Raw genomic sequence first — 14,129 nt, 5'->3', positions numbered from 1 at the left:
ACATGGCACGCGTCGCCGTCATCACCGCGCCGAACATCGGGTACCGCAACACCGGCATGCTGAGCGTCGACTTGGCGTTCGAGTCCCTGCGGCGGCGGACGGGCGGTGCCTTCGACGCCACCTGGTACACGCTGCACACGCCCGGGACCGTGCCCCTGCGGGCGTGCGCGCGCGGCACCGACGTCCCCCTGGTCTTCCAGCCGCTGGCCGAGCACCTCGACGCGCTGCGCGACCACGACGCGGTCGTCTTCTGGGGCGACTTCCTGCACACCCGGCACTACCTGGCGCAGGACGCGACGAACCGGCTGCTCGACTTCGGCATCGCCGCCGACCGGGACGCCGCCCGGGTCCTGCTGAACCGGACCCTGCTCCTCGCGGACCAGCCCGACGAACTCCTCGCCCGGACCCTCAGCTACGGCGGCACCATCCTGCACAACTCCCAGTCCGACTACGAGGACAAGGAGTACGGGCCGCTCTTCACCCGCCTGGTGCGGCGCAGCCACCGCGTGTGGGTCCGCGACCCGCTGTCGGCGGCGAAGATCGCGCACCTGCGCGGGGACCGCACGACCGACCACTTCGGCGCGGACGCGGCGCTGCTGTCCCGCCCCGGCGACCTCGACCACCTGCCGACCACGTCCTGGTCGCGGTCGGTGCCGCGGGGCGGCGCCATCGGCGTCTTCCTCGGCGCCCGCACCCCGGTCCCCGACTGGCTGCCCGCCCACTGCCAGGCCCTGTCCGACCGGCTGGGCGCCCCGCTGGAGTGGCTGCCCTGGTTCGACCGGGACGTCCCCGCCCCGGTCGCCCACATCCCGGCCCGCCCGGGCGACCACACCATCGGCGACCTGTTCGCGGTGCTGTCGCGCTACCGGATGGTCATCACCGACACCTACCACCTGGCGGTCAACGCATGGGGGGCCGGCACCCCGGCGGTGTGCGTCGGGGCGCCCGAGCCGACGCCCAAGACGCACGACGACTACCTGACGCTGAGCGACGTGAAGAAGCACGTCTTCCACATGGCGTACGACGCGACGGACTTCTACCTGTCCACCCAGGAAGGCCGGGAAGGACAGCAGGGCCGCGACCGGGACCTGGACCGGCTCGTGCGGCTGCTCGAGGGCGGTGGGGCCGCGGCCGTCGCCGCGCGCATCCGCGCGCACGCCGACCACTCGGCAGCGGCCTTCACCGAGACCCTGACCGCCCTGCTCGCCACGGCTCGCCCGCCCCGGAGCGCCTGACCGGCTACCGGGCCGGGGCCGGCTCGCGCCGGAACAGGGCGGTCCACAGGAAGGACTCGCCGAAGCGGTCCGACTCCTCCGGCTCGTCGCGCATCCGCCGCAGTTCGAGCGTGCTCAGGCCGGAGAAGATCTCGCGCAGCGCCTCGGGCGTGTAGGCGAGGCCGCCGCGCAGTCCGGCTCCCTCACGGTAGAAGTCCGCGTCGGGCACCTCCGAGCCCATGCCGCCCGGCCCTGCGGCGAAGCACGTGAGGCCGAACAGGCCCCCGGGAGCGAGGAGTTGTTCCAGCAGGGCCAGGTAGCTGATCCGCCGGTGCGGGGGGAGGTGGTGGAAACAGCCGGAGTCGTAGACGAGGTCGTAGGGGCCGGTCAGTTCCGCTCCGGCGAGGGCGAAGGCGTCCCCGCGATGGAACCGCACGCTCTCCACCCCGGTCTCGCGCGCCCGGTCCCGGGCCCAGTCCAGGGCCGCCGGGGAGAGGTCGACCGCGTCGACCTCGAAGCCCCGGGCCGCCAGGTAGAGCGCGTTGCGGCCCGGACCGCAGCCGAGGTCGAGCGCGCGCCCCGGGACGGCCGGCCCGTCCTCCACATGACGCACCAGGTTCTCGTCCGGCTTCGCCACGAAGAACGGCACCGGCCGGGACCGCTCGGCGTAGAACCCGTCCCACCAGTCGGCCCCCCGCTGCGACCACCGGTCGGCCTCGGGCGCGAACAACCCGTCGAGCAGGGCGAGTACGTCGTCGACAGTGCGCATGTTCCGGTCCATCCGGCCCCCTTCCGCGACTGCCGACCCTAGGCGAGGGCCTGACGAAAGACCAGGTCAGCACCCGTTTCGGGGTCGAGCGGAAGGCGTGCGACGGCCCCACCGCGCACCCGGGGCCCGCCCCTGCGACGGGACACCCTGCCCCTGCCGCGAAAGGCGTGCGGCGCACCGCCCAGGGGCCGCCGTGGGGCTGTTCCGGACCACGCGACGGGCTCTTTCTTCCCGGGACGTCCCGAGCGGCGGCCTAGGACTCCTCCGGCTTCGCGTCCCGTGGCAGCCAGATCCACATCAGTGCCACGCCGGCCGCCAGGACCCCGGCGCCCACCCGGAAGGAGAGCGCGTAGCCCTCCGTCAGTGCCTGGGGTGACGTGCTGCCGGCGGTGCGGGCCGCCGCCAGGGTGGACAGGACGGCCAGGCCGAGGGAACCGCCCATCGTGCGGGAGGTGTTGACGAGGCCGGAGACCAGTCCGGCCTCCTCGGGGGGCGCGCCGGACGTGGCCAGGGAGGCGAGCGGGGTCGCCGCCAGGCCCGCGCCGAGCATCATCAGCACGCCGGGGAAGAGGATGGCGGTCGCGTACGCCCCGTCGGGGGTCATCGCGGACTGCCAGGCGAATCCCACGACCGCGATCAGCGTGCCGAGCACCGCCACGTTGCGCGGGCCGACCGGCCGCATCAGCCGGGGCGCCAGCTTGGAGCCGAGGATGACGGCGAGGGAGCTGGGGACCAGGGCGAGCCCGGTCTCCAGCGGAGAGTAGCCGAGGACGTTCTGCGCGTAGAGCGTCATGAAGAACCACATGCAGAACATCGCGGAACCGCACAGGAACATGGCGACGTTGGACGAGGAGACCGCGCGCAGGCGCAGCAGGCCGAGCGGCATCAGCGGACTCGCGGTGCGGGCCTCGACGACGAGGAACAGCCCGATCAGCACCAGTCCGGCGAGCAGCGGCAGCAGCGTGGCCCGTGCCGTCCAGCCCTCCGCCTCCGTCTGGGAGATGCCGTAGGCGAGGGTGGCGAGCCCGGCCGTGACGAACACGGCGCCGGGCAGGTCCAGGCGCCGCCCGTCCCCGGCCCGGCCCTCGGTGAGGAACCAGGCGGCGGCGCACAGCACCACGGCACCGACGGGCACGTTGATCAGCAGCACCCATCGCCAGGACAGCGTCTCGATCAGCAGCCCGCCGACCAGACCGCCGGCCGCGCCCCCGCCCGCCCCGACCGCCGTCCAGGTCCCTATGGCCCGGGCCCGCGCAGCGCCCTCGGGCACGGAGGCGGTGAGGATGGTCAGCGTCGAGGGCGCCAGCACGGCCGCCCCGAGCCCCTGCACGGCCCGTGCGAGGAGCAGTTGCCACTCGGCCTGGGCCAGCCCGCCGCCGAGCGAGGCCAGCGTGAACAGGCCGAGCCCGACGAGGAACATCCGCTTGCGGCCGTAGAGGTCCCCGGCGCGGCCGCCGAGCAGCATGAACCCGGCGAAGGCGATCGCGTAGGCGTTCACCACCCACTGCAGGCCCTGCTCGCTCAGTCCGAGCCCGCTGCGCATGGACGGCAGCGCCACGTTGACGACGGAGACGTCCAGGACGACGAGGAACTGCCCGGCGCAGGTGAGCGCCACGACGAGCCAGGTGGGGGGCGAGGTGCGGCGGGGCGTACGGGTCATCTCGGCGGCTTCGACCATGGGTGTCATGCTCTCAACCACCTCACGCTCCTGGCATCGGGATTTCGACCTAGGGCCACGGCGGATCCGGCCTCCTGTCCCAAGAAAAGGTCAAGATTTCGTTAGAGTGCCAAAGCAACGGAATAGTTGCCTGCGCATACAAGTTCACACCCCACGTAACCCCGTACGCACCGACCCCCCGCCCGGAGGCCCCCCTCAATGACGCAGACGACGGCAGCACGTCCCGCCGGCACCGCGAGCAGGGCCGTGGTCCCGGTGCTCGCCTTCGCGGGCATCGTTGTCGCGGTGATGCAGACGCTGCTCGTCCCGGTGATCAAGGACCTGCCGCAGCTGTTGGACGCCGCCCCCAGCGACGCCACCTGGGTCCTGACCTCGACCCTTCTCTCGGGTGCGGTGGCCACCCCGATCATGGGCCGCCTCGGCGACCTCTACGGCAAGCGCCGCCTGCTGATCATCAGCCTCGCGGTGATGGTCGTGGGCGCACTCGTCAGCGCGCTCACCAGCGACCTGCTGCTCATGATCACCGGCCGCACGCTCCAGGGCTTCGCGATGGGCGCCATCCCGCTCGGCATCGGCCTGATGCGCGACATGCTGCCCCGCGAGAAGCTCGGCTCGGCGATGGCCCTGATGAGCTCCTCCATAGGCGTCGGCGGCGGCCTCGCCCTGCCCGCCGCCGCCCTGGTCGCCCAGCACAGCGACTGGCACGCCCTGTTCTACGGCGCCGCCGGACTCGGCGTGCTCTCCATCGTCCTCACCCTCCTCGTCGTGCCGGAGTCCCCGACCCGCGCCGAGGGCTCCTTCGACCTGCCGGGCGCGTTCGGCCTGTCCGCCGGGCTCGTGCTGTTCCTGCTGCCGATCACCAAGGGCAGCGACTGGGGCTGGGCCTCCGGCACCACGCTCGGCCTGTTCGCCGCGTCGGCGGTCGTGCTCGTGCTGTGGGGCGTGATGGAACTGCGCGTCAAGGCCCCGCTGGTCGACCTGCGCACCACGGCCCGCCCGGCCGTGCTCTTCACCAACCTCGCCTCGATCATGGTCGGCGTCTCGTTCTACGTCGTCTCCCTGGTCCTGCCCCAGCTGCTCCAGCTGCCGACGTCCACCGGTTACGGCCTCGGCCAGTCGATGGTCGTCGCGGGCCTGCTCGTGGCACCGCTCGGCCTGACGATGATGTTCACGGCGCCCGTCTACGCCCGGCTGTCCGCGAAGTACGGTCCCAAGGTCACCCTGATCCTCGGCCTGCTGATCATCGCGATCGGCTACGGCGCCGGCCTCGGCCTGATGAGTGCCGCCTGGCAGAGCCTGGTCATCTCGGTCCTGCTCGGCGCGGGCATCGGCCTCGCCTACTCCTCGCTGCCCGCGCTGATCGTGGGCGCGGTCCCGGCGTCGGAGACCGGCGCGGCCAACGGCCTCAACACGCTGATGCGTTCCATCGGCACCTCGGTGTCGAGCGCCGTGATCGGCATGGTGCTGGCGAACACCGCGAACACCGTCGGCGGCGTCGAGATCCCGACCATGCACGGCTTCCGGGTCTCCTTCCTCATCGCGACCGGCGCCGTCGCCGTGGGCCTGCTGCTGGCGCTGTTCCTGCCGGGCCGCCGCCCCTCGGGCAGGCCGCAGCTGCGCGCCAGCAGCGAGGAGGACGCCGCGCTGGAGCGGGCCGAGCAGGTGCTGCGCGGCTTCCGGGGCCGGGTGCTGGCCGCCGACGGCTCCCCGGTCGCCCGCGCCAACGTCACCCTGATCGACCGCCGCGGCCGGCAGGCCGGGGCCACCCTGTCCGCCGCCGACGGCAGCTACGCGCTCGCCGTCCCCGCGCAGGGCTCCTACGTCGTGGCCGCACGCGCCACCGGCCACGGTCCCCTCGCCTCGTCCGCGACCCACGCCGGCGACCGGCCGGTCGACCTGGATCTGTCGCTGCCCGGGGAGACGGTCTCCGCCTGACCCGCCGCCCGCCGTACCCCCTGTCGTCCCGCGGCAGGGGGTACGGCAGCATGGGCGCCGGGAGTGTCGTACGACCGAGAGGAACCCCATGCCCGCGGCCCCGAAGCCCGAGATCCTGGCCGCGTTCGAGGCGGCGAAGGGATTCATGCCCGTGCACGAGGGGCTGGCCGTGCACGCGGCGGCCGTGGAGGCCGGGCGGCTGGGGCTGCCGCTGCTGGAGGTCGGCACGTACTGCGGGCGGTCCACGATCCTGCTGGCCGACGCGGCCCGCGAGGCCGGGGTGAGCGCGCTCACCGTGGACCATCACCGCGGCAGCGAGGAGCAGCAGCCCGGCTGGGAGTACCACGACCCGGAGACGGTCGACCCCGAGCTCGGCGTGATGGACACGCTGCCCGCGTTCCGCCGCACCTTGTACCGGGCGGGCCTGGAGGACCACGTGGTGGCCCTGGTCGGCCGCTCCCCGCAGATCGCCGCGTTCTGGCGCACGCCGCTCGGCTTCGTCTTCATCGACGGCGGTCACACCGACGAGCACGCCACCGCCGACTACGAGGGCTGGGCCCCGCACGTCGCCGAAGGCGGGCTGCTCCTCATCCACGACGTCTTCCCGGACCCGCAGGACGAGTTCACGGGCCAGGCCCCGTACCGCGTCTACCTCCGGGCGCTCGCCTCGGGCGCCTTCGCGGAGGTCTCGGCGACGGACTCGCTGCGGGTGCTGCGGCGCACGGGGCCGGGCGTCTGAGGGAACGGCTGGGCGGGTGAACTGCGCCCCGTCCGCCCCCGCCCGGTCGGCCCACGGGCGGCGTGGCGCGTCGGCGGGCGCGTGCCGCTGCCCAAGGATCCGGGCGCGTGGCACACACCTTCGCAGAGCTCGTGGAGAAGCAGCGCGCGGCGGACGAGGCGTACGCCCGCGTGCGTCATCTGCAGGACGCCTACGGGCCGCCCACCCAGACCAAGTGGAGCGACCAGCAGACCACCACGTGGGAGACCGCCTGGCGCGCCTGGCGCGACCTCGCCCGGGACGTCCAGGCGGCGGTGACGGCGTACGCCAAGCAGGAACAGACCCCGCGCCAGGAGGTGGAGGCCCGGGTGAAGGAGGCGGTACGGCACGGGGAGGCGGGCGGGGCCCCGTCCTGACCGGCGGGCGCGCGGCCCGCCCGGGCCCGTTCCACCGCGGCCGGCGCCCCGCCGGCCGTACCGTCCGTCAGGGCACCTCGCACGCCCCGCCGGCCGCACACCCGACGCGGCACCTCGGGCGCCCCGTCGACGCCACCCCCGTCGGGGCACCTCGGGCGCCCCGTCGACGCCACCCCCGTCGGGGCGCCTCGGGCCGCCGGCCCCGGTGACGGCCGCTAGGGTGGCAGACGTGTCGTACGCAGGCCCGGACTTCGAACCTCCCCAGCCCCGCCGCAGCCGTCGCGGCCTCATGACCGTGGCGCTCGCCGCGCTCGTGCCGGGGGCGCTGCTCGGCTGGCTGGTCTACGAGACGGCCGGCGGCTCGGGGGACGGCGGCGGTACCGGCGGGGCGAGCGCGCGGGCGTCCGCGAGCGCCGCGCCCGTCTCCCCCACCGAGGACGGCAAGCGCCCGGAAACCCCACCGGCACCCACGGACTCCCGCAGCTCCGCGCCCGCCGCCTCCGGCCCGCTCAAGGGCAAGGTCGTCGTCATCGACCCGGGGCACAACCCGGGCAACTTCCGGCACACCGGCGAGATCAACCGCCAGGTGGACATCGGCACGAACCGCAAGGAGTGCGACACCACCGGCACCTCCACCGACGACGGGTACACCGAGGCGAAGTTCACCCTGGACGTGGCGCACCGGATGCGCGCGCTCCTGGAGGAGCAGGGCGCCACGGTGAAGCTGACACAGGACGCCGACCGGCCGTTCGGCCCGTGCGTGGACGAGCGGGCCCGGATCGGCAACGAGGCGAAGGCCGACGCGGTGGTGTCGGTCCACGCGGACGGCTCGGGCGCCGGCAACCGCGGCTTCCACGTCATCCTGCCCGGCTCGGTCCGGGCGGGCGCCGCGGACACCCGGGCGATCGTCGCCCCGTCCCGGGACCTCGGCGAGCGCGTGGCGGGCCGCTTCGTGGCCGTGACGGGCAGCGCGCCCTCCAACTACATCGGCGACGGCACCGGCCTCGTCACGCGTAAGGACCTGGGCGGTCTCAATCTGTCAACGGTTCCCAAGGTGTTCATCGAGTGCGGCAACATGCGCGATAGCAAGGACGCGGCGTTGCTCACCAGCGGCGCCTGGCGACAGAAGGCGGCGCAAGGGATCTCTGAGGGAATCGTGAGTTTCCTGCGCGGGTAGGTGCGGACCGGCAGATCCCGGCGGACACCCTGATGGGGCGGACGATAGGGTCCTCCTACGATGAGGGGCCACCCCCGCGCTTCACACCGCGTCCGGACGGCGACATGGTGACAGCGACGCCTCTACCGACGACGAGACGACCTACGAAGGACCTGAAGTGAATATCCGCTCCCTCACTCGGGGCGACGGCGTGGTGATCGGAGCAGCGGTGTTGCTGTTGATCGCGTCGTTCCTCGACACGTACGACAGCTCCGGCAGCGACATCCCTAACGCCTGGGACAACCTCGGCTTGGTGATGAGCATGTACGTCGGCGGCATCATCGGCGCGGCCCTGATCGTCCTTTCCCGCGCTCTTCCGGAGCGCAAGGTCATCGGACTCGACCTCGGCCAGCTCGGCGTCGCCCTTGCGCTGTTCGCCGCGTGGACCTCACTCTGGACCATCATCGACCCACTGGGCGCATTCAGTGACAATCTGGCTGGCGCGGAAGTCGGCGCCGGTTCGGGTCTCATCCTCGGCCTGATCGCTGCCCTGCTACTCGCCGCAGCGGCCCTCGCCACCCCCCTGGTCCCCGCCCTCAAGGGCGCCCTCGTCCCGGCTCCGCGCCCCGCCGCTCCGCAGCCCTACGGCGGCCAGCCGCAGGGCGGTTACGGCTACCCGGGTGCCCAGCAGCCCGGTGGCTACGGCCAGCCGCAGCCCGGGCAGCCGTTCGGCGGCCAGCCCCAGCCGCAGCAGGCCCAGGCCCCGCAGGCGCCGGCCGGGGACTTCTCCCCGTTCTGGTTCGCGGTGCCGGTGCCGCGTCCGCTGTTCGCGGAGGACGGCTCCCCGACGCCCATCGCCGAACTGGCGCCGGGCACCTGGTACCTGGCCGTCGAGCAGCGCGGCGCGGCCCTGGTCGCCCAGACGCAGGACGGCCGCCGAGGTGTCCTGCAGGACACCTCGGGCATCCAGCGCGGCTGAGCCCACCATCTCGCGCACGGCCCCTCGCCCTTCCGGGCGGGGGGCCGTTGCCGTACAGTCGTCGCCCCGTCGGCTGACGCACCGTCAGGAGGCAGGCATGCGGCTCGGACTCGCGCTCGGCTACTGGGGCCGCGGCCCCTCCCCCGGACATGTGCCCCTCGCGCGGGAGGCGGAGCGGCTCGGCTACGACTCCGTCTGGACCGCGGAGTCCTGGGGCTCGGACGCCTTCACCCCGCTCGCCTGGATCGCCGCGCACACCTCCCGCATCCGCCTCGGCACGGCGGTCGCGCAGATGGCGGCCCGGCCGCCGACCACCACCGCGATGCACGCCCTGACCCTGGACCACCTCTCCGGCGGCCGCCTGCTGCTGGGCCTCGGACTGTCCGGCCCGCAGGTGGTGGAGGGCTGGTACGGCCGCCCGTTCCCCGCCTCGCCGCTCACCGCGACCCGCGAGTACGTCGCCGTCCTGCGGCAGGTGCTGCGGCGCGAGGCCCCCGTCGAACTGCCCGGCCGCTTCCACGCGCATCCCTACCGGGGCCCGGACGCCACCGGCCTCGGCAGGCCACTGAAACCCATCACGCACCCGCTCCGCGCCGGCCTGCCGATCCTGCTCGGGGCGGAGGGCCCGAAGAACGTCGCGCAGACCACCCGGATCGCCGATGGCTGGCTGCCGCTGTACTGGGCGCCGACCCGGCCCGAGGTGTACGGCCCGGCCGTGGCCGCACTCCCCGAGGGCTTCCTGGTCGCTCCGATGGCACAGGCCCGGGTCTGCTCCGACGTCGCCGAGGGGCTGCTGCCGGTCAAGGCGATGCTCGGCTTCTACATCGGCGGGATGGGGCACGCGTCCCGGAACTTCCACGCCGACCTGATGGCCCGCATGGGGTACGAGGAGGAGGCGCGCAGGATCCAGCGGCTGTTCGCCGAGGGCCGCCGCGAGGAGGCCGTCCGGGCGGTCCCGGACGCCTTCGCCGACGAGATCTCCCTGGTCGGCCCGCGCCAACGCATCGCGGAGCGGCTGGAGTCGTGGCGCGCGGGGCCGGTGACGGACCTGCTGGTGCTGTCACCGGACCGGGAGACACTGCGGGTGCTCGCCGAGTTGAACTCCTGAGCGAATGCCGTGGTTTCATCCAGAGTTCAAGGGCAATCCGGAAGGTATGTCCCCTCGATATCGCAACGGCGCGAATCAAGCCGGCACGATCATCGCGGTCGTAGCCGACATCATGGCCCTCATCCTGGGCCTGTGGATCGTGATGTACCTGCTCGACGCGAACCGGGCGAACGACTTCGTCCAGTTCATCCACGACGCGGCCCGCTGGCTGGCCGGCTGGTCGCACGACCTGTTCACGTTCGACGAGGCCTGGGCCAGGGTCGTCGCCGGGTACGGCCTGGCGGCGGTGGTGTACCTGTTCGTGGGCCACGCCATCGCCAACCGGGTGCACCGGCACTGATGCCCTGGGGCGTGTCCGGCCCAGGGGCGCGGGGAACTGCGCGACTGCGCACAACCCGCGCCCCGCGCATCGGGCGAACCCCGAGCCCCTAGGCGCAGCAGTCCGACTCGAGCCCGGAAGGCAACTCGGCACCGCCGAACACCCGGCACGTCGCCTCGTGGCCTCCCAGCGCGGCGACGGCCAGCAGCAGCGACCCGGCCGTCCAGGTCGTGAGTTCACGCGGCCAGATCGCGTCGTCGTCGAAGACGTACCCGGTCCAGTAGAGCCCGCTGTCCGCGTCGCGCAGGTGCTGGATCGACTGCAGCACCTCCAGCGCGCGGTCGGACTCCCCCATCGCCCAGAGCGCCAGGGCGAGTTCGGCGGACTCGCCGCCCGTCACCCACGGGTTGGGCACCACACAGCGCACACCCAGTCCCGGGACGACGAACCGCTCCCAGTCCCGCTCGATCCTGGCCTTGGCCTCCGCCCCGGTCAGCGCACCGCCCAGCACCGGGTAGTACCAGTCCATCGAGTACCGGTTCTTGTCCAGGAACCGCTCGGGGTGGTGCCGTATCGCGTGCCGCAGGGCGCCAGCCGCCAGTTCCCAGTCGGGCTGCGGCTCCTCGCGCTGCTCGGCGACGGCCAGGGCACAGCGCAGCGCGTGGTGGATCGAGGAGGAGCCGGTCAGCAGGGCGTCGGCGGTCTCCGTGCCGTCGTCGTCGCGCCGCCAGCCGATCTGCCCGCCGGGCTGCTGCAGGCGGAGCACGAACTCCACCGCCGCGTACACCGCCGGCCACAGCCGCTCCAGGAACGTGTCGTCGCCGGTGGACAGGTAGTGGTGCCAGACGCCGACGGCTATGTAGGCGACGAAGTTGGTCTCGCGGCCGCGGTCGGTGACGTCGGCGAAGTCCCCGTCGGCGTAGGCCGCGTACCAGGAGCCGTCCTCGTTCTGGTGCCGGGCCAGCCACAGGTAGGCCCGCTCGGCGGCCTCGTGCTCACCGGCCGCGTCCAGGGCCATCGCGGCCTCGACGTGGTCCCACGGGTCGAGATGGTGGCCGCGGAACCAGGGGATCGCGCCGTCCTCGCGCTGCACGGCAAGGATGCCGGCGACGGTCTCGGCGGCCTGCCCGGCGGTGAGGACCCCGGGCAGGACCAGGTGTTCCGTCCGGGGCGTCGTCACGTGGCGTCCGCCCCGGTGCCGGCCGGACGCGGCAGGTGCGGCTTGGTCGCGTACGCCACGAAGCTCTTGCCGATGAGCGGGTTGAGCGCCTGCTCGGCCACCCGGGTGGCCAGGGGCTTCTTCATGATGTCCCAGACCAGCAGCTTGTGGTACGCCCGCACCGGCAGCGCCTTGTCGTTGTCGACGCCGAACGCGCACTTCAGCCACCAGTAGGGCGAGTGCAGCGCGTGGGCGTGGTGGGTGCCGTAGGGCTTGAGGCCGGCCTCGCGGATCTTCTCGAGCAGCTCGTCCGCGCGGTAGATGCGGATGTGGCCGCCCTCGACCTCGTGGTAGGCGTCGGACAGGGCCCAGCAGACCTTCTCGGGGCCGTAGCGCGGCACGGTGACGGCGATGCGTCCGCCGGGCTTCAGCACCCGCACCATCTCGGCGAGGACGCCCTTGTCGTTTGGGATGTGCTCCATCACCTCGGAGATGATGACGACGTCGAAGGACTCGTCCGGGAAGGGCAGGGCGAGCGCGTCGCCCTCCATGGCGGTGGCCGTGGCGCCCTCGGGCGCCTCCCCCGCCTCCTTCATCGCCGCGAACCACTTCGCGACCTCGCGGATCTCGTCGGCGTTCCGGTCCAGCGCCACGACCTGCGCGCCGCGCCGGTAGCACTCGAACGCGTGCCGTCCGGCACCGCAGCCGAGATCCAGGACACGGTCGCCCGGGGCGAGCGGGAACCGGGAGAAGTCGACGGTCAGCACGTGGCCCTGCTTTCGGAGTTGACGCCTGTTACATCTGCGGGGGCCGGGGACACGGGCCCCGTCGCGGCCGTGGGAGCCGGGGAGCCGGCCCCGGCCGAGGACGCGGACAGCGGGGAGCCGGCGCCCGCCGACCCGACGCGAGCCGACGGTCCGGCCCCGGCCGGCGCCGCGGAGGCCGGAGCCCCGGCAGCCGCCGGAACAGAGCCCGGCGCGGCACCACCCGTCGCCGCCGCCGGGCCGCCTGGAGCCGGAGAAGCCGCACCCGTCGTCGCCGCGGGGCCGCCTGGAGCCACAGAAGCCGCACCCGTCGCCGCGGGGCCGCCTGGAGCCACAGAAGCCGCACCCGTCGCCGCCGGGCCGCCTGGAGCCACAGAAGCCGCACCCGTCGCCGCCGGGTCGCCCGGAGCCGGAGAAGCCGTGCCCGTCGTCGTCGCGGGGCCGCCGGAGGCCGGACGCGTGGTTCGGTGGTCCGCGGTGTCGCGTCCGCCTCCCGCCCGTTCGATCGCCTCGCGGTAGCGGGCGACCGTGCCCTCCGCCGCCCGGGCCCACGTGAAGTGCCGCAGGACCCGTTCGCGGCCGGCCGCGCCGAGCCGGGCGCGCAGGTCCGGGTCGCCCAGCAGGCGGCCCAGGCCCGCGGCGAGGGCCCCGGAGTCCCCCGGCGGCACCGCGAGGCAGGTCTCGCCGTCCCGCCCGGCGACCTCGGGAATCGCGCCCCCGGTCGTCGCGAGCAGCGGCGTCCCCGTCGCCATGGCCTCCGCGGCCGGCAGGGAGAAGCCCTCGTAGAGGGACGGCACGCACGCGACCTGCGCCGAGCGCACCAGGTCGACGAGTTCCGCGTCCGAGATGCCCTTGACGAACTCCACGGCGCCTTCCAGCCCGTAGCGTTCCATCGCCTGGGCGACCGGCCCCTCCGCCGGGCGCTTGCCGACCACGACGAGGTGCGCCCCGGGGTGTTCGGCGCGCACCTTCGCCAGCGCCTCGACCAGGTACACCAGGCCCTTCAGCGGTACGTCCGCGCTGGACGTCGTCACGATGCGCCCGGGCACCACCGGCACCGAGGGGTCGGGCGAGAACAGGTCGGTGTCGGCGCCGATGTGGACGACGTGGATCCGGTCCTGCCGGACGCCGAGGTGGTCGACGATCTCCTGGCGGGACGTGCCGGAGACGGTGAGCACGGACGGCAGCCGCCGCGCGACCCGCTTCTGCATGCGCGTGAAGGCGTACCAGCGCCGCACCGACCAGCGCCGCTGCCGGCTGTCCGCCGCGTCCAGCTCCAACTGCCGGTCCACGGTGATGGGGTGGTGGATGGTCGTCACCAACGGCGCGCCGACGTCGCCCAGCAGGCCGTAGCCGAGGGTCTGGTTGTCGTGGACGACGTCGAACGCGCCGCGCCGGGCGCGCAGATGGCGGCGGGCGCGCAGCGAGAACGTCAGGGGCTCGGGGAAGCCGCCGGTCCACATCGTCGCCACTTCCAGCGCGTCGATCCAGTCGCGGTACTCGCCGCGCCCGGGCGTGCGGAAGGGGTCCGGCTGGCGGTACAGGTCGAGGCTGGGCAGCTCGGTGAGGCTCAGGCCGTCGTAGCCCTCGTCCAGGACGGGGTACGGCTGGGCGCCGATGACCTCGACCCGGTGGCCGAGGCGGGCCAGTTCACGGGAGAGGTGCCGGACGTAGACACCCTGACCGCCGCAGAACGGGTTCCCTTTATAGGTGAGGAGCGCGATGTCGAGCGGTCGCAAGCCGTCGGCAGCGGGGTCCTCCGGGGCCCCGGCCTCCCTGGCCTCAGCGGTCACTCCGGGCCCCCTTCTTCCTGCACTGTCCCGCGAGATTACGCCGGGACGCTAATCTAGAACAAGTTTCAGACTTGATCGTCCGGAGGCTCCGAATCTACCGGCAGGTAAGGGCGCTGTGACC

13 protein-coding genes are annotated in these 14,129 nt (G+C 73.5%); 8 read left to right on the top strand and 5 right to left on the bottom strand.

Annotation, left to right across the window (positions count from 1 at the left end; genetic code table 11):
• Window positions 1-2: 2 nt before the first annotated feature.
• Window positions 3-1,235 carry a polysaccharide pyruvyl transferase family protein gene (locus ACIGAQ_RS12990; protein ID WP_399782072.1) on the top strand — a complete coding sequence of 411 codons (1,233 nt, stop codon included), beginning with the start codon at window positions 3-5 and terminating at the stop codon, window positions 1,233-1,235.
• 4 nt (window positions 1,236-1,239) lie between these two features.
• On the opposite strand, the gene ACIGAQ_RS12985 is transcribed toward ACIGAQ_RS12990, so the two are convergent.
• Both ACIGAQ_RS12985 and ACIGAQ_RS12980 read right to left on the bottom strand, forming a co-directional pair.
• Window positions 1,240-1,995 carry a class I SAM-dependent methyltransferase gene (locus ACIGAQ_RS12985; protein ID WP_399782069.1) on the bottom strand — a complete coding sequence of 252 codons (756 nt, stop codon included), beginning with the start codon at window positions 1,993-1,995 and terminating at the stop codon, window positions 1,240-1,242.
• Window positions 1,996-2,236: 241 nt separating this feature from the next.
• Window positions 2,237-3,670, bottom strand: a complete 1,434-nt coding sequence (locus ACIGAQ_RS12980; RefSeq protein ID WP_399782066.1) for an MFS transporter — start codon at window positions 3,668-3,670, stop codon at window positions 2,237-2,239.
• Between the two features lie 189 nt (window positions 3,671-3,859).
• On the opposite strand from ACIGAQ_RS12980, the gene ACIGAQ_RS12975 reads away from it, so the two are divergent.
• The 7 genes from ACIGAQ_RS12975 (at window position 3,860) to ACIGAQ_RS12945 (ending at window position 10,313) form a co-directional block, all read left to right on the top strand.
• Complete coding sequence (locus ACIGAQ_RS12975) at window positions 3,860-5,596, top strand: MFS transporter (RefSeq protein WP_311684920.1); 1,737 nt, start codon at window positions 3,860-3,862, stop codon at window positions 5,594-5,596.
• Between the two features lie 88 nt (window positions 5,597-5,684).
• Window positions 5,685-6,335: a class I SAM-dependent methyltransferase gene (locus ACIGAQ_RS12970; protein WP_362274189.1), complete on the top strand. Its 651-nt coding sequence runs from the start codon at window positions 5,685-5,687 to the stop codon at window positions 6,333-6,335.
• 107 nt (window positions 6,336-6,442) lie between these two features.
• On the top strand, window positions 6,443-6,730 hold the full coding sequence (locus ACIGAQ_RS12965) for a hypothetical protein (protein WP_399782061.1): 288 nt from the start codon (window positions 6,443-6,445) through the stop codon (window positions 6,728-6,730).
• A gap of 229 nt (window positions 6,731-6,959) precedes the next feature.
• The gene (locus ACIGAQ_RS12960; RefSeq protein ID WP_399782059.1) at window positions 6,960-7,907 is read left to right on the top strand and encodes an N-acetylmuramoyl-L-alanine amidase; all 948 of its coding nucleotides are present in this window, start codon (window positions 6,960-6,962) and stop codon (window positions 7,905-7,907) included.
• A 157-nt stretch (window positions 7,908-8,064) separates the two neighbouring features.
• Window positions 8,065-8,865: a hypothetical protein gene (locus tag ACIGAQ_RS12955; RefSeq protein WP_399782057.1), complete on the top strand. Its 801-nt coding sequence runs from the start codon at window positions 8,065-8,067 to the stop codon at window positions 8,863-8,865.
• Window positions 8,866-8,962: 97 nt separating this feature from the next.
• Window positions 8,963-9,973, top strand: a complete 1,011-nt coding sequence (locus ACIGAQ_RS12950; RefSeq protein WP_399782054.1) for an LLM class F420-dependent oxidoreductase — start codon at window positions 8,963-8,965, stop codon at window positions 9,971-9,973.
• A 46-nt stretch (window positions 9,974-10,019) separates the two neighbouring features.
• Complete coding sequence (locus ACIGAQ_RS12945) at window positions 10,020-10,313, top strand: hypothetical protein (protein WP_311684932.1); 294 nt, start codon at window positions 10,020-10,022, stop codon at window positions 10,311-10,313.
• 88 nt (window positions 10,314-10,401) lie between these two features.
• On the opposite strand, the gene ACIGAQ_RS12940 is transcribed toward ACIGAQ_RS12945, so the two are convergent.
• Genes ACIGAQ_RS12940 through ACIGAQ_RS12930 form a run of 3 tightly spaced genes read right to left on the bottom strand, consistent with a single transcriptional unit; the run spans window position 10,402 to window position 14,008 of the window.
• Window positions 10,402-11,472, bottom strand: coding sequence for a prenyltransferase (locus ACIGAQ_RS12940; protein ID WP_399782051.1), 1,071 nt, complete (start codon window positions 11,470-11,472; stop codon window positions 10,402-10,404).
• On the bottom strand, window positions 11,469-12,218 hold the full coding sequence (locus tag ACIGAQ_RS12935; protein ID WP_399782048.1) for a class I SAM-dependent methyltransferase: 750 nt from the start codon (window positions 12,216-12,218) through the stop codon (window positions 11,469-11,471). The genes ACIGAQ_RS12940 and ACIGAQ_RS12935 overlap by 4 nt, the downstream gene beginning before the upstream one ends.
• Window positions 12,212-14,008, bottom strand: coding sequence for a glycosyltransferase (locus ACIGAQ_RS12930; RefSeq protein ID WP_399782045.1), 1,797 nt, complete (start codon window positions 14,006-14,008; stop codon window positions 12,212-12,214). The genes ACIGAQ_RS12935 and ACIGAQ_RS12930 overlap by 7 nt, the downstream gene beginning before the upstream one ends.
• Window positions 14,009-14,129 lie beyond the last annotated feature (121 nt).

Origin of the sequence: Streptomyces sp. NPDC085932 (assembly GCF_044540525.1) — a bacterium.
GTDB classification, from domain to species: domain Bacteria; phylum Actinomycetota; class Actinomycetes; order Streptomycetales; family Streptomycetaceae; genus Streptomyces; species Streptomyces levis.
This window is presented reverse-complemented; position numbering and strand designations above follow the sequence as displayed.